This window comes from Microlunatus spumicola, from assembly GCF_039536445.1.
GTDB classification, from domain to species: Bacteria; Actinomycetota; Actinomycetes; order Propionibacteriales; family Propionibacteriaceae; genus Microlunatus; species Microlunatus spumicola.
Genome location: NZ_BAAAYR010000001.1, coordinates 569,027 through 585,245, shown reverse-complemented (window position 1 = coordinate 585,245; position 16,219 = coordinate 569,027). Strand labels below are relative to the sequence as shown.

The following is a 16,219-nucleotide window of genomic DNA, read 5'->3' as shown; positions in this document are numbered from 1 at the left end:
GGGCCGGCGCCCTCTGGGACGATGGCCCGCATGCAGCCGCGCGTGGTCGGGACCGTCGCCCTGGTCGTGGCCGCGCTGCTGGCGGTGGTCGTCGTGGTCGGCGTGGTGCGCGCCGTGGGTTCCGGGGACTGGGTCCTCGCCTCGAGCGCCTGGGTGCTGATGGCCGCGGCCCTGAGCCAGTGGGCCGCCGTCCGCGCCCGCGCCCGCGGCGGACGCCTGCGTACGGGGGAGCTCGTCCTGCTCGTCGCCCTCGCCGTCCTGGGCCTGGCGCTGTGCGCGCTCGACTTCGTGACGGGGGCACGCGACGACCGGGCGTTCACCGTGCTCTTCGCCGCCGGGCTCATCGTCGTCGTCGGCGGGACCCTCGGCACCTACGCCCGCCGGACCTCGCCCGGCTCGGTCGATGGCGGCGCCGGGGCCTGAGTGCTCACGTGTCCCAGGACTTTCACGTTTACGTGGGACCCGGGTACTGACCACGGCAGATCTGCCGTGCTGAGTACGGGTCTTTCACGGTCAGATCTCGTGATCGTTGCAACGCCTGCCGAGGAGGGGTGGCAGGTGACGTACTCGGTCGAGGTGCGGCAGCGGGCGTTCACGTTGTTGGGGCAGGGTTGGAGCCCACGACAGGTCGGGCTCGAGCTCGGTGTGTCGCGGGTGGGGGTGTCGTTGTGGCGGCGTCAGGTTGGCGGGGTGATCCGTGAACGTCCAGCACTGTCTGCGCGGTATCTGAGCCGGGCCGAGCGCTACGAGCTCGCCCGGTTGCACGACGCCGGGCACGGCGTGCGCGAGATCGGGCGCCGGCTCGGACGGTCGGCATCGACGATCAGCCGTGAGCTCGCTCGTCCCCGCCGACCGAGCGGAGCGCGAGGCCGCCCGGCTGGTCGAGGCGTCGGATACGCCCCCGAGGCATGCCACCAGGCAGCGGCCGCGGCCCGCACCCGGGCGCGGACGTCGAAGCTGTCCCGGCAGCCAGCGTTGCAGGCGTGGGTCCAGGCGCGCCTCGACGAGCGGTACTCACCAGCCCAGATCGCCGGCCGGCTACGCGTCGAGCACCCCGATGATGAACAGATGCGGATCAGCCACGAGACGATCTACCGGGCGATCTACATCCGCCCACGCGGGGAACTGAAACGCGAGCTCCGCGCGCACCTGCGCACCGGACGCGAGCTACGACGACGCCGCGCGACGCGCCAGACCCAGCAGACAAGGGGCCGGATCGTCGACGCGGTCTCCATCAGCGAACGACCCGACGACGTCGAGACCCGCCTGGTCCCCGGCGACTACGAAGGCGACCTGATGCTCGGCCCGACCGGGACCACCGCCGCGATCGGGACCCTGGTCGAGCGGACCAGCGGCCACCTGACCGCGTTCCTGCTCCCCGAACGCCACACCGCAGACGCCACCCTCGCCGGCCTCCTCGACGCCGTCACCCGGACGGGCTGGCCGATGCGGACCCTGACCTGGGACCGCGGCCACGAGATGGCACGCCACGCCCAGTTCAGCATCGCGACCGGCATCCAGGTCTACTTCGCCGATCCCCACGCACCCTGGCAGCGTGGCAGCAACGAGAACACCAACGGCCTGCTCCGCGAGTACTTCCCCCGAGGACGCGACCTCGCCACCGCCACCGACGCCGAGCTCCAGGCCGCCGTCGACCAGCTCAACAACCGACCCCGCCAACGACACGACTTCCTCAACCCCAACGAAGTCCTCACCGCGATACTCGACCAGGACCAACAAACCGCAGGCGTTGCAACCACAGACTGAATCTGGGCACGTAAACGTGAAAAACCTGAGGCAGGCGGGTCTGGCACCCGTACGGCAGGCCGCCGCAGCCGGGCGGGCGCGCGCTCAGGCGCGGTCGTGCAGGGTCACGTGGTAGCCGTCGGGGTCGGCGAAGGTGAACGTCCGGCCGAAGGGGCCGTCGACCGGCGCGGCGACGATCGGGTGCCCGTCGGCGGCGAGGGCGTCGTGGATCTCCTGCACGTCGGTCGCGTGCAGCCAGATCGCGGCGCCGATGCCGGGCTGGGGGACGGACGCGAGGTCCGTGCCGGGGACGACGTCGCGCAGCGCGAAGGCGATCGGCGCCGTGTCGAACACCACCGCGTGCGGCGGTCCGGCGGGCGAGCGCACGAGCCCGAGGTAGCGCTCGTAGAACGCCTGGGACGCCGCGAGGTCGCGCGCCTGCAGGGAGATGAAGTCGGGGCCGGTGACGGGCATGAGGTGCTCCTTCGAAGTGTGTCAGTCTTCTGACACAAAAGACCGTATGTCAGGATGCTGACATGAGTCAAGGCGCGGACGGCATCGACCTGGAGACGTCGCTCGGCTACCTGCTCAAGGAGGCGTCGAGCGCGCTGCGCACCGCCATGGAGGAGGTCCTGCGGCCGCTCGGGCTGACCATCACGCAGTACTCCTGCCTCGAGCTGCTGGGCCAGCGACCGGGCCTGTCGGGTTCCGAGCTCGCACGCGGGGCCTTCGTCACCCGGCAGTCCATGAACGTGCTGCTCCAGGCCCTCGAGCGCGAGGGCCACGTGACGCGCTCGGTGGAGGCACCCGTGGGCAAGGTGCTCCCGACGCAGCTGACCCCGCTCGGGCGACGGTGCCTGGAGCAGGCGACGGCCGCGGTCCGCTCCATCGAGGTCCGGATGCTCTCCGGCCTCGGCGAGGCCGAGCAGGCAGCTGTGGCGAGGAGCCTGCGGAGCATGGTCGCGTCGCTGCGGCAGCCCGACACCCACGCCTAGGCCACGGACCACGTGATCAGGCCCGGGCCACCACCTCGACCCGCGCGGTCGAGGCCGGTTCCTCGACGGGCTCCCGGGGCGGGAACGTCCCGCGCACCAGCCCCCGGGCCGTGAAGGCCACGAGCAGCACCACGCCACCGGTCGCCACGACGACCGCGAGCCAGGTCAGGGGGACGCGGCCGGGCACGCGCTCGGCCGCCAGCCAGTGCAGCGTGAGCGTCACGGCCTGCAGGTAGGAGAAGGCGTACGCCCAGCTCCCCGGGCCGAAGGGGACCTGCCGGAAGACCGGCACCAGCCGGAGCTGGACGAGGAGCATCAGCAGCCCGTACCCGGCGATCATCGCGCCGACCTGGTCCGCGAGGTCGCCGTGCATCGCGAACCAGGCGTTGCCCGCGACGGCCGGTGGGGCGAGCTCGATCGCCAGGGTCGGCCGGAGCTTCAGCGGCAGCGTCGGCTGCGTGAACAGCCGGGCCAGGATGATCGACCCGAGCACCAGCCAGCAGACGACGCCGTAGCCGAGCATGACGGGCGCCAGCCGGTCGAGCCCGAGCCGGGCGGCGACGTTGGCCGCGATGAGCCCGCCACCGACCGTGGGCAGGAAGTAGCCCGGGTGCCACTGGGCCAGCTGCAGGTCGCTGATGATCCACTGGCCCGTCAGGTAGCCCCCGACGAGGACGGTCAGCACGAGCCCGACGGCGAAGACGGCGACGCCGGCCGGGCGGGACCAGGCGGCGAGGGCGCCGCTGAGGAGCATGACGAGCATCACCGGCACCGCGGTGAAGGGCCCGAACGTCGGGTCCGTGAGCTCGGCGCCGAGGCGACGCTCGCGGAGGACCTGCCCGGCGTACGGGACGAGGACCACCAGCCAGACCAGCGCGGTCACAGCCCAGAGAACGCTAGCCACCGCCGACGGCACGGGCACGACGGCGCCGGCCGCCGACCAGCACGCGGCCAGCCCGGCGAGCCCGAAGGGGACGCCGAACAGGTTCGGCCGCAGGCGCGGCATCACCCCCGGTCGCCCGGGTCTGTGGGCGCGTCGACGAAGCTCGACAGCGGCTGCGTGGGGTCGACGAGGTAGGTCGAGAGCATCACGCCGGTGCCCGGACCGAGGTCGTAAGCGTTGTGCGCGGTCTGCGGCGGGATGAGGAAGCCGCTCCCGGCGTGCAGGAGCAGCGCCTCCTGGCCGGCGACCTCCATCCGGACCGTGCCCTCGACGATGTAGCCCACCTCCTCGCCGGGGTGCGTGTGCCAGCCCGACGCGACCCCGTCGGGGATCTCCGTCCGGACCTGCACGATGTCGCGCCCGGGGATCGACGAGGTGCGGTGCTGGACCTCGGTCCTCCGCAGGCCGGACGACAGCGCGTCGGTGCTGGTGGGGGTGGTGCTCATGCGTGCTCCTCGGTGCGGACGGGTGGGACGGCGGACGGCAGGTCGTCGAGGAGCGCGAGCAGGGCCCGGGCGACCTGCTCGGGCTGGTCCTCGACGAGGAAGTGGCTGGCCTCGATCGCGTGGCCCCGCAGGTCGGTGGCCCACGGGCGCCAGACGTCGAGGACGTCGCCGTAGAAGCGGGGCAGCGCCCCGGTCGCGCTCCACAGGACGAGCAGCGGGCAGGTGATCCGGCGCCGCCCGCGGTCGGCGTCGTCGTCCTCGCGGTCGACACCCGCGCCCGCCCGGTAGTCCTCGCAGATCGCCTCGACCACGTCCGCGGAGTCCAGGAGGTGCCGGTACGCCGCCATCAGGGCGTCCGGGTAGCGGCCGGGCTCGCGGCCGAGGCCGAGCCGGCGGACGTGCAGGTCGAAGAACGCGCCGGGGTCCGCGGCGATCATCCGCTCCGGCAGCGGGGCCGGCTGGGCCAGGAAGCCCCAGTGCCAGTAGGCCACGGCCATCGCGGCGTCGGCCCGTCCCCACACCTCGCCGGTGGGGACGACGTCGAAGGCCGCGGCGGCGAGCACCACGTCGGGGTGGTCCAGCGCCATCCGGTAGGCGACCCGGCCGCCCCGGTCGTGCCCGGCCACGACGAACCGCTCGTGGCCCAGCGCCCGCATCGCCTGCACGAGGTCCTGCGCGAGCGCCCGCTTGCCGTGCGGTCGGTGGTCCGGCGCCGGCACGGGCCGGAACGAGTCGCCGTAGCCGGGCAGGTCGGCGGCGACGACGGTGCACCGCTCGGCGAGGGCCGGCGCGACCCCGTGCCACATCAGGTGGGTCTGCGGGTAGCCGTGCAGCAGCAGGACCGCCGGCCCGGAGCCGGCGACGCGGGCGAACACCGTGCCCCGCTCCGTGGCCACCCGACGGTCGTCGAAGCCGACGAAGAGCTCCTCGCTCACGCCTGGGCGCCGGCGACCGCCGGCTGGGGCAGGAAGGCGAGCAGCGCCGCGTTCGCCTCCGCCGCGTGGGTCAGGCAGTTGAGGTGCGGGCCGCCCTCGATCTCGACGTACTGCGCGTCGGGCAGGGCGGCGTGCAGCCGGCGCCCCTGGCCGTCGATCGGCAGGATCCGGTCCGCCGTCCCGTGGATGATCAAGGTCGGGATGTCGATCTTGGCGATGTCGGCGCTGAAGTCCTCGAGCCAGCCCCGCGGGCAGGCCCAGGTGGCCTCGGCGGACGCCTCCATGCCGGTCTGCCAGAGGTAGCGCTCGGTGTCCGCGCTGACGCGGGTGCCGAGGTTCTCGTCGAGGTTGAGGAAGTTCTGGTCCATGCCCGTCAGCCAGGCCGCCCGGTCGGCGAGGATGGCCGCCTGGACGCCGGCGACCCCGGCCGGGTCGACGCCGGTGGGGTTGTCGACCGACCGCACGAAGCTCGGCGCGAGGGTCTCCCAGAAGACGCACGAGCGGAGCCGTCCGGTGCCATAGGTGCCGATGTAGCGGGCCAGCTCGCCGGTGCCGAGGGAGAGCCCGACGACCGTGACGTCGGTCAGGTCCAGCTCGGTCAGGACGACGTCCAGGTCGGCGGCCAGGGTGTCGAAGTCGTAGCCGACGCTCGGCCGGCTCGACCGCCCGAACCCCCGCCGGTCGTACGTGACGACGCGCAGCCCCGCGGCGAGCAGCGCGTGCACCTGCGCCTCCCACGAACGGCTGTCGAAGGGCCAGCCGTGCAGCAGCACGACGGCGGGGCCGCTGCCGAGATCGTCGTACGCGACCTCGATCGGGACGCCGTTCTCGTGGCCGACGGTGACGGTTGCCATGGGTTCTCCTCCGAGGGTGGGCTCGGGGCGAGCCTTCCGCTCGGGCCGTCCGGCGGACAGGGGTGCAGGCCGGACGACGCGGTCGAGGTCCCGGAGCCGGCGTTCCGGTGAACCCGAGGTCGTCCGGTCAGCCGGTCAGGTGTCCGACGGCCCCGCGTGGTGCCGGTGGGCGGGCTGGGTGTCCCAGCCCTCGGGCAGGGGAGCGGAGAGCGCGTGCGCGACGAAGCGGTCGACGGCGGGCGAACGGACCCGGTCGGGGAGCCGCTGCAGGACGAACGTGACGTCCTGCGCCGGCACGACGGGCCTGATCACCGTGCCCGCGTGCCCGCCGGCGAGGGAGCCGATCAGCAGCACCCAGTCGACGTCGGCCTGCTCGAGCCAGCCGGCCGCGTTCAGGTCGGTCCGGCGGAGCGCCGTCACGGGCGGCGCGACCGCGGCGCGCGCGAGGGCGTCGCGCTGGCTGGCCGCCCAGGCGGGGAACAGGGAGGGTTCCGTCGCACCGAGGCGCTCGCCGGCCAGGTCCCGCAGGTCCACGGCGGCCTGGGCGGCGAGCCGGTGCCCGGGGCGCAGGCCGACGAGCAGGGGCTCGGAGGCGAACACGGACGTCTCCACGCCGTCGGGGGCGTCGCCCTCTCGTACGCCGCAGGTGACGGCCACGTCGACCGTCCCGTCCAGCAGCGCCTGCTGCAGCCCCGGCAGCCAGAGTCGGCTCTGCTCCACCCGGACGCCGGGGGCGACCGCCGCGAACGCCCGGCACAGGTGCGGGACCAGCACCGGGGCTGCGGGGGGCGTGAAGCCGAGCCGCACGGTGCCCCCCGTCCCCTCGCCCACGGCCCGGACCGCCGCGGCCGCCTCCGCCACGTCGGCCAGCACGGCCTCGGCGCGTACGAGGAGCACCGCGCCGGCCTCGGTCAGGACCACCCGGCGGGTCGTGCGGTGGAAGAGGGGGGTGCCCAGCTCGCGCTCGAGGCGTCGGACGAGGTCGCTCAGGGTCGGCTGGCCGAGGTGCAGGCGCCCGGCCGCCCGGCCGAAGTGGAGCTCGTGCGCCACCGCGACGAACGCCTCCAGCTGGCGCAGCTCCACGCCGCGAACGCTACGGGGACGCGGAGGCACTGACCAGGGTCGGACGCCCACTGATCGCCCTGCGCGATGAGTCCGCGCCCCGACTGCCCCTTTTTCCGGCGGCGGTCCGCCTCGATGCTGGAGGAGGCACCGGTCGGTGCCACTCAGGAAGGCCGAACGTGACCGCTCTCGCTGCCGCCCCGCCGGTCGCCCCCGCCCTGCGGGTCCTGCTCAGCCACGACGACCGGGTGTTCTCGGGTGGTGTCGCACGCCTGCTGGGTGACGCGGGGCTGGACGTCGTCGCGCACCACGGTGACGCCGGGGACCTCGTCGGCAGGGTCCTCGCCGACCGCCCCGACGTGGTGGTCGTCGACGTCCGCACCCCGCGGAGCACCGGCCGGGACAGCCTCGCCGCTGCCGTCGAGGTCCGCCGGCGGTCGCCCGGGACCGCCGTGCTCGTCCTGTCCCACCACTACGACGCGGCGCTCGCGCCGCAGCTGATCGGGGACCGCCCGGACGGCGTCGGCTACCTGCTCCAGCACCGGATCGGGACGGTCGACCACGTCCTGGAGGCGGTGGCGCAGGTGGCGGCCGGGGGCAGCGTCCTCGACCCGGAGGTGGTCGCCCGGCTGCTGGGCCACCGGGTGCACGACGACCCGCTCAGCGGTCTGTCGCCGGCCCAGCTGCGCGTCCTCGCCGGCATGGCCGAGGGTGCGTCGAACCGGGGGATCGCCGAGTCGATGCACGTCAGCGAGGCCGCGGTGGAGAAGCACGTGACGGCCCTGTTCCGGTCCCTCGGCCTCGAGCGCTCCGCCACGCAGCACCGGCGCGTACGGGCGGTGCTCGTCTACCTGCGGGCCGTCGGGCGGCACTGAGCCTGCGGTGCCGGGGTCCCCCACGGTCCTCGGCACCGCGCGCCGGTCAGCTCTTGAGGAAGTTCAGGAGGTCGTCGTCGAACTCCAGCTCGTGCGGGCCCGTGAGCCCGTGGGGAGCACCGGGGTAGACCTTGAGCGTGGCGTCGGGCAGGAGCTTCACCGACTTGAGCCCGGCGGCCTGGATCGGCACGATCTGGTCGTCGTCGCCGTGCAGGACGAGGACGGGCACGTCGATCTTCTTCAGGTCCTCGCTGGTGTCGCTCTCGGAGAAGGCCCGCACGCAGTCGTACGCCCCCTTGACGCCGACGGTCATCGACATCAGCCAGAACGCGTCCCTGGCTCCCTGGGTCACGGTCGAGCCGGGGCGGTTCGCGCCGTAGAAGGGTTCGGCGAGGTCCTGGTAGTACTGCGAGCGGTCCCCGGCGACGCCCTCCCGGATCGCGTCGAAGACCTCGAGCGGCGTCCCCTCCGGGTTGGCGTCGGTGAGCAGCATCAGCGGCGGGATGGCGCTCAGCAGCACCGCCTTCGACACACGGCTCGTACCGTGCCGGCCCAGGTAGCGCGTGACCTCGCCCCCTCCGGTCGAGTGCCCGACCAGGACCGCGTCGTGCAGGTCGAGGGTGTCCATCAGCGCCGCGAGGTCGTCGGCGTAGGTGTCGAGGTCGTTGCCGTCCCACGTCTGGCTCGAGCGGCCGCCGCCGCGGCGGTCGTGGGCGATGCCCCGGAAGCCGTGGTCGGCGACGAGCTTGAGCTGGTTGTCCCAGACGTCGGAGGTGAGGGGCCAGCCGTGGCTGAACACGACGGGCGGCCCCGACCCCCAGTCCTTGTAGAAGATCTGGGCGCCGTCGGTGGCGGTGACGAAGGGCATGCGGTGCTCCTGGGGTTCGCTGGTGCGGGGTTCGCTGGTGGGGAGAGGGTGAGGGTGGTGCGCGCGGGCTCAGCCCGCGGCGAAGGCGAGCAGCTCGGCGTTGAACTTGTCGCGCTCGTCGATGTAGACGCCGTGGCCTGCGGTGGTGAAGGTGACGAGCGTCGCGCCCCTGACGGCGGCGGCGACCGCCTGACCGTGGTCGTACGGCACGATCTGGTCGTTCAGCGCGTGGAAGACCCGCGTCGGGATCGAGATCCGGCGCAGGTCGGCCGTGAGGTCGGTGTCGCGCAGCGCGTACAGGCCGGCGCGGCTGGCCACGAGGGAGGCGCCGTCGAGGCCCTGCCGCTCGAAGAACTGCAGGAACGGGTCGGTCGTGACGTCGGTGTGGGTGGAGAAGAACGTCTTCGTCAGGGCCCGGACGACCTGCGACCGGTCGTTCGCGTAGCCCTCGATCAGCCCGGCCAGCCCCGCCGTGAGGTCGGCTGACTTCGGGCCGTAGACGAAGCGGGGTGCGGCCGGTTCGGCCACCACGAGCCTCGAGACCCGGCTGCGGAACCGCGCCGCGTAGCGCAGCGCCACGGCGCCACCCATCGAGTGCCCGACGAGGGTCACGTCGCGCAGGTTCATCGTGCGCAGCACCGTGCGGATGTCGGAGCACCAGACGTCGTAGCCGTACGGCCCGTACGGGGCGTCGGACTCCCCGAAGCCGCGCAGGTCCAGCGCGACGGCGCGGTAGCCCCGGTCGGCCAGGAACAGGGTGGTGTTCTCGAGCATGACCGACGACAGCGGCCAGCCGGGGACGAGCACGACCGTGCCCTTCCGGCCGCCGTCGAGGTCGGTCACCGCGACCTGCACGCCGGGGGCCACCGGCACGCGGGTGGTGAAGCGGTGGCGGCCGCGGTCGGCGGAGGAGCCGTCGGCCGCCTCGGCGGAACCCGGGACGACGGCCGCGGCCGCCACCCCGAGCGCCGCACCGGTGCCGCCGACCAGCAGGGACCGGCGCGAGGTGGTCAGCCGCGCCCGTCCCCGTGCCACCACGTCGTCCGGCGCGGTGTCGTCGCCGCCCCGCAGGCTGTCCTTCTCGTCCATGGTCTGCTCCTCGTCTCGTGCTCGGTGGGTGCGCGGGTTGCCGGGCGGTCACGCGTCGGCGAGCGCGTGGGCGTCGACGGCGGCCTGGATGATCTCGACGGTCTCGGCGGGGTGGGAGATGCCGACGACGTGCGAGGCGCCGGGGACCTCGACGGTCCGGCGCGCGTCGGCCCGGGCGGCCATCCGGTGGTGCGCGCCGGCGGGGATGTTGCGGTCGAGCTCGCCGAAGAGGAACCAGCTGGGCGCGGAGCGCCACAGGGGTTCGCCGGCCAGCGGTTCGTTCAACGCCTCCGCCGTGACCGGCCGCTGGTTCACGGCCATCAGTGCGGCCTGCTCGTCGGAGAGGTCGGCGCAGAACTGGTGGTGGTACTTCTCGTGGGCGATCCAGGTGTCGGTCGTCCCGTCGGACAGCGGGACGGTGGTCAGGGTGTCGCCGAGCGTCGAACCCGGGGCCAGCGCCGAGGCGTCGGCGGCGCTCTCGCCGGTCTCCAGCGCGAAGCCGGCGACGTAGACGAGGGCCGTCACGTGGCCGGCCCGGGTCTCCACCGCGGTCATCACCGCACCGCCGTAGGAGTGGCCGACCAGCACGACCGGCCCCTCGATGCTCCTCACGAGGTCGCTCAGCAACGCGGCGTCGCTCTGCACCCCGCGGAGGGGGTTGGCGAAGGAGACGATGCTGTGGCCCCGCGCCAGCAGCGGACCCACCACCCCGTCCCAGCTCGACGAACCGGCGTACGCGCCGTGGACCAGGACCAGCGTCGTCATGGCTGCTCTCCTTCGGGGTCGGCCAGCCGGGACAGGGCTTGTCACCGGGACGCTGGCGTTCTCGACCCTCGCAGCGGGCGGTCGCGTCAACCACCCGGCGGACCCCACCTCCGCGCGGGGGCAACCCGACCCGGGCCTCCTGCGGGACGTGCCCGGCCCGGGGGCAGCCCCCGCCGGATTCCGGTGAACCCGACCGGTCGCCGGGCGACCCGGGGGCGGTCGTTCAGCGGGCGGGCGGCGGCACCGGCAGCACGACCCGCAGCGCCGTGCCGGCGCCGGCCGGGCTGCTCAGCCGAAGGGTCCCGTCGAGGGCGTCGACCCGGTCCGCCAGCCCGGTCAGACCGGTGCCGCGGTGGTCGGCACCGCCGCGGCCGTCGTCGGTGACCTCGAGGACCAGCACGTCGCCGGCGCCGTCGGCCTCGAGCGCCACGCGTACCCGCGCCCGGGTGGCGTCCGCGTGCTTGACGACGTTGGTCAGCGCCTCCGCCACGACGAAGTACGCCGGCACCTCGAGCTCGGCCGGCAGCCGGTCCCCGGGCAGGGCGTCGACGTCCAGGTCCACGGGGACGCTGAGGCCGGCGATCAGGGAGTCGAGCCCGGACCGCAGGCCCCCGCGGCTCAGGGCCGCGGGGAGGATCCCGTGCACCAGGTCGCGGAGCTCCGCCGTGGCCCGCTCGGCGTGGTCGAGGGCCTCCCGCATCAGCGGCACCGGGTCGCCGCCACGGGCCGCCACGTCGAGGCCGAGCTTGAGCGTCAGCACGGTCTGCACGAGCCGCTGCTGGGCGCCGTCGTGCACGTCGCGCTGCAGGCGCCGTCGGGTCTCGTCGGCCGTGGCCACGAGCCGGGCGCGCGACGCCTGCAGCTGGGCCTTGCTCTCCGCGTGGGCGACGGCCGCCGCGACGAGCTCGGCGAGCTCGAAGAGCCGCTCCTCGGCCTCGGCCGACGGTTCCGCGCCGTCCGACGTCCTCGTCGCGAGCCGCCCCCAGGCCCGGCCCTCGACGACGACCGGCACCGTGACCATCCCGCGCACGCCGTGCTCGCGGCCGAGCCTCGCGTACGGGGTGCCCTCCAGGGTGCTGAACCGGACGACCTCGCCCGGTCGTCGCAGGGTCGTCGCGTCGAGCGTCACTCGCGTGCCGACCGGGACGGAACCGCCGCACCTCGCCATCAGCGTGGCCCGGCCGTCGGGGTCGTGACGGAAGACCCCGACGGGGGCGTCGCCGAGGAAGTTCGACGCCTCGGTCGCGATGGCGTCGAAGACCTCGGTCAGCGCGGTGCCCCGGGCGATCAGCTCGGCGACCTTCCGCAGCGCTGCCTGCTCGCGCGCGAGGCGGCCGAGGGTGTCGCGCGAGCGGTCCCCGGCGACCGCGGCTCCGGCCGCGTGCGCGAAGGGCGCCAGCCGGTCGACGGTTCCGCCCGGCAGTGGTGGCCCGCCCGCCGTCACCAGCAGGCAGCCCCAGGTCTCCCCGTCGACCCCGACCGGCACCCCGCAGGCCCGCAGCAGCGTCGCGCCGTCCTCGGCGGGAGCCTCCGTCACCGGTCCGGTGTCCTCGATCCCGTACGGGCGACCGCCCGCCAGGACTTCCCGGGCAACCGTCTCCTCGAGGTCCGGGGGCGGGGTGCCGGGAAGGGTCCCGCCCCGGCCGCCCGCGCTGTCGACCCGCTGCCAGCCTCCCGGAGGCGTGTACCGCCCGACGGTCACGACGGCCTCGTCGAACAGGGCGGACGCCTCGGCGACGACGGCGCGGAGGACCTCGGGGTGGGGGGCACCGCCGGCGGCGAGCTCGGCCACCCGGCGGAGGGCGGCCTGCTCGGCGCCGAACCGTTCGAGCTCCGCCCGCGTCTCGGCGGCGGCCAGCGCGGAGGCCACGAGCTCGGAGAACTTGACCAGGCGTCCCTCGGTCTCCAGGGGCAGGGTCCGGCCCTCGTTCAGGCAGCCGAGCGCACCCCAGAGCCGGCCGCGGACCGTGATCGGGACCGACACGCTCGAGCCGAGGCCGAAGCTGCGGCGGCCGAAGGAGTGCTCGGCGATGTCGTCGTAGCGGTCTCGCCGGGCCGGCCTGCCCGTCCGGAGCATCTCCGCCGAGGTGCCCGCGTCGTCCACGGGCACGGTGTAGCGCGTCCCGGGCGGGGCTGGCCCGCGCCGGCTGGCGAGCACGGTGAACGTGCGCCTGCCCTCGTACCGCACGAGCGTCGTCGGTTCGTCGTCGACGAGGTGCGAGGCCTCGAGCGCCACCGCGTCGAACACCGCGCCCTGGGGTGCGCCGCGCGCCACCAGCGCGGCGACCCGGAGCAGGGCCGCCTGCTCGTCGGCCAGGGCCTGCCGGCCCAGCCGGGCGGCGCCGGTCACGACCACCTGCGCCACGACCTCGGCGAAGCGGCTCAGCCGTCCCTCCGTGCCGGGCGGCAGCGGGCCGGTGCGCGAGGCCGCGCTCAGGCAGCCCCACAGGACGCCGTCGACGAGCACCGGCACGCCGACGCACGCCGTGACGCCGCGGCGGTCGAACCGCGGGTACGGACCGTCGAGCGCGGCGAGGTCGTCCACCCGCTCGGGCCGCCAGGACCGCCACAGGCGGGCGGAGAGCGTGTTCGCGCGGTAGCCGGAGATCCACTCGCCGTCGGTCACGTGGTCGCCGGTGTGCGCCAGGACGACCTGCTCCCGGCCGTTCCTCCCGTAGCGCGCGAGCGCGGTCAGCGCACCGCCGAGCAGGCGGGCGGCCTCGTCGGTGACCGCCCGGAAGGTCGGGTCGGGCGGACCCGCCGCGGCCGCCACGGCGACCACCCGGGCGAACGCCGCCTGCTCCTCGACGAGGTCCCGGAGCTCCCCGGCCACGTCCGGTGCACCGCCGCGGACCTCGCCGACCTCGTCAGGCACGCCCGACCCCGTCGTTCGGGTCCGGCTCCCTCCGTGCCCGGACGAGCAGCACCGCGCGGACGACGGCCCGCCCCGGGCCCAGGTCGGTGACCGTCAGCGAACCCCCCGTCGTGCGCGTCCGGTCGCGGGCCTCGGCCAGGTCCACGCCGTCCCTCGGCGGGTCCGACGGCTCGGTGCGGTCCGCGTCCAGCGGCGTGCGCGTGAGCCAGACGTCGATCGTCAACCGGTCGCCGTCCAGCCGGACGTCCGCGTCGACCTCGCGCGCGTCGGAACGGGCGGTGACGGTCCGCAGCACCTCGGCGGCGACGACGTACGCCGTGGTCTCGTCCTCCGGCCGGAGCCGGGGCACGTCGACGTGCAGGGCGACGGGCACCGCGAGGTCGTCGACGAGGGACCGCAGCGCGCTGGCCAGGCCGCCGTGGACCAGCGAGGCGGGGAGGACGCGGTGGACGAGGGCGCGGAGGTCGCGGTTCGCCTGCTCGACGTTCGTCAGGGCCTCGTCGACGAGGGCCGCGCCGGGGGAGCCGGGCCCGAGGGCCGACCGCGCGAGCCGGAGCGCGATGAGCGCATGCACGAGACGTTGCTGGGCGCCGTCGTGGAGCTCGCGCTGCAGCGCGGACCGCTCCGCGTCCGCCCGGGCGAGCACGCGGGCCCGGGAGGCGGCGAGCTCGCCGTGGGTCTCGCCGCCGCCCCCGCTCATCGAGCCCGGGCGCCGGCGTGCAGATAGGTCAGGACGGCCTGCACCCGCCGGTGCTCCGTGTCCGCGGGGGCGAGGGACAGCTTGCGGAAGATCGCCGTCACGTGCTTCTCCACCGAGGCCTGGCTGGTGTAGAGCGTCTTGGCGATCCCCAGGTTCGACCTCCCCTCGGCCATCGCGGCCAGCACCAGCTGCTCGCGGGGGCTCAGGACCTGGAGCGGGTCGTCGCGCCGGCTCCGACCCAGCATCCGGCTCACGACCTCGGGGTCGAGCGCGCTGCCGCCGGCCGCGACCCGGTGTACCGCGTCCACGAACACCTTCAGGTCGCCGACCCGTTCCTTGAGCAGGTAGCCGACCCCCTCGGGTCGCTGCCCGACGAGGTCGAGGACGTACGCCGGCTCGCAGAACTGGGACAGGATCAGCACCCCGATCCCGGGCTCGCGGCGGCGCAGCTCGAGGGCGGCGCGCACGCCGTCGTCCTGCCGCTGCGGCGGCATCTGCACGTCCGTGACCACGACGTCGGGCCGGTGCGCGAGGGAGCGCCGCAGCAGGTCGTCGGCGTCCCCGCAGCGGGCGACCACGTCGAACCCGGCCTCGATCAGGATGCGAGCAATGCCCTCCCGCAGCAGGACGTCGTCCTCCCCGACGACGACCCGCAGGGGCCGTCCGGCGTCAGCCACCTCCGGCCACCTGCGCCCCCTCGGCGGGTTCCAGCAGCAGCTGCAGGGCGGTGCCCGACAGCTCGTCCTTGGGCAGGAAGCCCACGGCCCCCGCGCGCTCGGCGGCGGTCACGTTCGTCCGGTCGGCGTCGGAGCTGAACAGCACGACGCGCACCTTGTCGCCCCGGTCGCGCAGCGCGCGCGTCAGCTCGAACCCGTCGCCGTCCGGCAGCCCGATGTCGACCAGCGCGGCGTCCGGCCGGAGCCGGGCCGTCAGCACGAGGGCCTCGGCGACCGAACCGGCCTCGCCGACCACGGCGTGGCCCTGCGCCCGCAGGATGCGCACGATGAGGCCGCGGACCGCGGTGTCGTCGTCGACGACGAGGATCGAGAGCACCACACCCCGATGCTCGCAGGCCGTCCGGGGCCGGTCGATAGGGCTAGCCCGAAGGCCTGGCAGCCCGACCCGGGAGCCTGCCCGGTCCCGTACGCGCTCATCACCCCTCCCTCCGGGCCGTCGCGTCGTGCACGACCCGTGCCGTGACCGCCAGACAACCAGGCGTCGGTTCCTCGCGCATCGGTCACCTGACCGATGCGGGACCGCCGTGCCGGCCCGCAGGGTGGCGGTGGCAGCAGGCCACCGACGGAGGGACGACATCGTGGGACAGCTCGAGGGCAGGACGGCACTGGTCACCGGAGGAGCGTCGGGCATCGGCCTGGCGGCGGTGGAGCGCTTCGTCGCGGAGGGGGCGCACGTCTTCCTGACGGGCCGCCGCCAGACCGAGCTGGACAAGGTGAGCGCGGCGCTGGGCGACCGGGTCACCGCGATCCGGGGCGACGTGGCCGACCTGGACGACCTGGACCGCGTCTTCGCGGCCGTCGTCGAGCGCGGCCGAGGGCTCGACGTGCTCTTCGCCAACGCCGGCGGCGGCGCCTTCGCGACCCTGGCGGACCTGACGCCGGAGGACTTCGACCGCACCTTCACGATCAACGTGCGCGGCACCGTGTTCACCGTGCAGAAGGCGCTGGCCGTGCTCAACGAGGGTGCCTCGGTGATCGTCACCGGGTCCACCTCGGCCTCCAAGGGGATACCGGCCTTCGGCGTCTACGCCGCCACCAAGGCCGCGCTGAGCTCCTTCACCCGGACGTGGGCCGGCGAGCTGAGCGGCCGCGGCATCCGGGTCAACGCCATCGTCCCCGGACCCACGGACACCCCCGGGCTCCGCGGGCTGGCGCCGGGTCCGGAGCACGTCTCGGAGCTGCTCGGCCAGATGGCCGCCGGGGTCCCGCTCGGGCGGGTGGCGGTCACGGACGAGATCGCCAACGCCGTGCTGTTCCTCGCGTCCGACCAGTCCTCGTTCGTGACGGCCAGCGAGCTGTTCGCGGACGGCGGCGAGGTGCACGTCTGAG

General features: G+C 74.7%; 18 protein-coding genes. 5 read left to right on the top strand and 13 right to left on the bottom strand.

The genetic code is table 11. The features are described 5' to 3' along the window. Positions 1 to 30: 30 nt before the first annotated feature. Together ABD665_RS02660 and ABD665_RS02655 are read left to right on the top strand one after the other, a co-directional pair. A complete protein-coding gene (locus ABD665_RS02660) occupies positions 31 to 423 on the top strand; it encodes a hypothetical protein (RefSeq protein ID WP_204912351.1) in 393 nt (130 codons plus the stop codon). Between the two features lie 135 nt (positions 424 to 558). Next, positions 559 to 1,767, top strand: coding sequence for an IS30 family transposase (locus tag ABD665_RS02655; protein WP_204912352.1), 1,209 nt, complete (start codon positions 559 to 561; stop codon positions 1,765 to 1,767). A gap of 84 nt (positions 1,768 to 1,851) precedes the next feature. Here the strand turns inward: ABD665_RS02655 and ABD665_RS02650 are convergent, their stop codons facing one another. Next, positions 1,852 to 2,220, bottom strand: coding sequence for a VOC family protein (locus ABD665_RS02650; protein WP_204912353.1), 369 nt, complete (start codon positions 2,218 to 2,220; stop codon positions 1,852 to 1,854). A gap of 62 nt (positions 2,221 to 2,282) precedes the next feature. Here ABD665_RS02650 and ABD665_RS02645 point away from each other — a divergent pair, with 62 nt between their 5' ends. Beyond that, the gene (locus tag ABD665_RS02645) at positions 2,283 to 2,741 is read left to right on the top strand and encodes a MarR family transcriptional regulator (RefSeq protein ID WP_204912354.1); all 459 of its coding nucleotides are present in this window, start codon (positions 2,283 to 2,285) and stop codon (positions 2,739 to 2,741) included. 16 nt (positions 2,742 to 2,757) lie between these two features. On the opposite strand, the gene ABD665_RS02640 is transcribed toward ABD665_RS02645, so the two are convergent. The 5 genes from ABD665_RS02640 to ABD665_RS02620 all read right to left on the bottom strand — a co-directional run bounded on the left by ABD665_RS02640 (position 2,758) and on the right by ABD665_RS02620 (position 7,002). Then, positions 2,758 to 3,747: an SLAC1 family transporter gene (locus tag ABD665_RS02640; protein ID WP_204912355.1), complete on the bottom strand. Its 990-nt coding sequence runs from the start codon at positions 3,745 to 3,747 to the stop codon at positions 2,758 to 2,760. Further along, on the bottom strand, positions 3,747 to 4,130 hold the full coding sequence (locus ABD665_RS02635) for a cupin domain-containing protein (protein ID WP_204912357.1): 384 nt from the start codon (positions 4,128 to 4,130) through the stop codon (positions 3,747 to 3,749). Before ABD665_RS02635 ends, ABD665_RS02640 begins: the two co-directional genes overlap by 1 nt. Next, entirely contained in the window at positions 4,127 to 5,065 is a 939-nt protein-coding gene (locus ABD665_RS02630) for an alpha/beta fold hydrolase (protein WP_204912358.1), read from the bottom strand. Before ABD665_RS02630 ends, ABD665_RS02635 begins: the two co-directional genes overlap by 4 nt. Then, positions 5,062 to 5,919, bottom strand: coding sequence for an alpha/beta fold hydrolase (locus ABD665_RS02625; protein WP_204912359.1), 858 nt, complete (start codon positions 5,917 to 5,919; stop codon positions 5,062 to 5,064). The genes ABD665_RS02630 and ABD665_RS02625 overlap by 4 nt, the downstream gene beginning before the upstream one ends. Before the next feature lie 135 nt (positions 5,920 to 6,054). Then, positions 6,055 to 7,002: a LysR family transcriptional regulator gene (locus tag ABD665_RS02620; RefSeq protein ID WP_204912360.1), complete on the bottom strand. Its 948-nt coding sequence runs from the start codon at positions 7,000 to 7,002 to the stop codon at positions 6,055 to 6,057. Positions 7,003 to 7,160: 158 nt separating this feature from the next. On the opposite strand from ABD665_RS02620, the gene ABD665_RS02615 reads away from it, so the two are divergent. Continuing rightward, positions 7,161 to 7,856, top strand: a complete 696-nt coding sequence (locus ABD665_RS02615; protein WP_204912361.1) for a LuxR C-terminal-related transcriptional regulator — start codon at positions 7,161 to 7,163, stop codon at positions 7,854 to 7,856. Positions 7,857 to 7,902: 46 nt separating this feature from the next. Here ABD665_RS02615 and ABD665_RS02610 read toward each other — a convergent pair whose 3' ends face one another. The 7 genes from ABD665_RS02610 to ABD665_RS02580 form a co-directional block, all read right to left on the bottom strand. Next, the gene (locus ABD665_RS02610; RefSeq protein ID WP_204912362.1) at positions 7,903 to 8,724 is read right to left on the bottom strand and encodes an alpha/beta fold hydrolase; all 822 of its coding nucleotides are present in this window, start codon (positions 8,722 to 8,724) and stop codon (positions 7,903 to 7,905) included. Between the two features lie 69 nt (positions 8,725 to 8,793). Then, positions 8,794 to 9,813, bottom strand: coding sequence for an alpha/beta fold hydrolase (locus tag ABD665_RS02605; protein WP_204912363.1), 1,020 nt, complete (start codon positions 9,811 to 9,813; stop codon positions 8,794 to 8,796). A 48-nt stretch (positions 9,814 to 9,861) separates the two neighbouring features. Next, a complete protein-coding gene (locus ABD665_RS02600; RefSeq protein WP_204912365.1) occupies positions 9,862 to 10,578 on the bottom strand; it encodes an alpha/beta fold hydrolase in 717 nt (238 codons plus the stop codon). Between the two features lie 223 nt (positions 10,579 to 10,801). After that, positions 10,802 to 13,453 carry a GAF domain-containing protein gene (locus ABD665_RS02595; RefSeq protein ID WP_204912366.1) on the bottom strand — a complete coding sequence of 884 codons (2,652 nt, stop codon included), beginning with the start codon at positions 13,451 to 13,453 and terminating at the stop codon, positions 10,802 to 10,804. Beyond that, a complete protein-coding gene (locus tag ABD665_RS02590) occupies positions 13,446 to 14,153 on the bottom strand; it encodes a histidine kinase (RefSeq protein ID WP_204912368.1) in 708 nt (235 codons plus the stop codon). Before ABD665_RS02590 ends, ABD665_RS02595 begins: the two co-directional genes overlap by 8 nt. Continuing rightward, on the bottom strand, positions 14,150 to 14,830 hold the full coding sequence (locus ABD665_RS02585; protein WP_425562100.1) for a response regulator transcription factor: 681 nt from the start codon (positions 14,828 to 14,830) through the stop codon (positions 14,150 to 14,152). Before ABD665_RS02585 ends, ABD665_RS02590 begins: the two co-directional genes overlap by 4 nt. Further along, on the bottom strand, positions 14,823 to 15,209 hold the full coding sequence (locus ABD665_RS02580; RefSeq protein WP_204912369.1) for a response regulator: 387 nt from the start codon (positions 15,207 to 15,209) through the stop codon (positions 14,823 to 14,825). Before ABD665_RS02580 ends, ABD665_RS02585 begins: the two co-directional genes overlap by 8 nt. A gap of 259 nt (positions 15,210 to 15,468) precedes the next feature. Between ABD665_RS02580 and ABD665_RS02575 the strand changes: the two genes are divergently transcribed. Further along, the gene (locus tag ABD665_RS02575; RefSeq protein WP_204912370.1) at positions 15,469 to 16,218 is read left to right on the top strand and encodes an SDR family oxidoreductase; all 750 of its coding nucleotides are present in this window, start codon (positions 15,469 to 15,471) and stop codon (positions 16,216 to 16,218) included. The last annotated feature ends 1 nt before the right edge of the window (position 16,219 follow it).

Bases quoted from the DNA above. Each gene is read 5' to 3' on its own strand.
- ABD665_RS02640 (WP_204912355.1), bottom strand. From the start codon at position 3,747: ATGCCGCGCCTGCGGCCGAACCTGTTCGGCGTCCCCTTCGGGCTCGCC.
- ABD665_RS02635 (WP_204912357.1), bottom strand. From the start codon at position 4,130: ATGAGCACCACCCCCACCAGCACCGACGCGCTGTCGTCCGGCCTGCGG.
- ABD665_RS02605 (WP_204912363.1), bottom strand. From the start codon at position 9,813: ATGGACGAGAAGGACAGCCTGCGGGGCGGCGACGACACCGCGCCGGAC.
- ABD665_RS02600 (WP_204912365.1), bottom strand. From the start codon at position 10,578: ATGACGACGCTGGTCCTGGTCCACGGCGCGTACGCCGGTTCGTCGAGC.
- ABD665_RS02625 (WP_204912359.1), bottom strand. From the start codon at position 5,919: ATGGCAACCGTCACCGTCGGCCACGAGAACGGCGTCCCGATCGAGGTC.
- ABD665_RS02590 (WP_204912368.1), bottom strand. From the start codon at position 14,153: ATGAGCGGGGGCGGCGGCGAGACCCACGGCGAGCTCGCCGCCTCCCGG.
- ABD665_RS02650 (WP_204912353.1), bottom strand. From the start codon at position 2,220: ATGCCCGTCACCGGCCCCGACTTCATCTCCCTGCAGGCGCGCGACCTC.
- ABD665_RS02610 (WP_204912362.1), bottom strand. From the start codon at position 8,724: ATGCCCTTCGTCACCGCCACCGACGGCGCCCAGATCTTCTACAAGGAC.
- ABD665_RS02660 (WP_204912351.1), top strand. From the start codon at position 31: ATGCAGCCGCGCGTGGTCGGGACCGTCGCCCTGGTCGTGGCCGCGCTG.
- ABD665_RS02645 (WP_204912354.1), top strand. From the start codon at position 2,283: ATGAGTCAAGGCGCGGACGGCATCGACCTGGAGACGTCGCTCGGCTAC.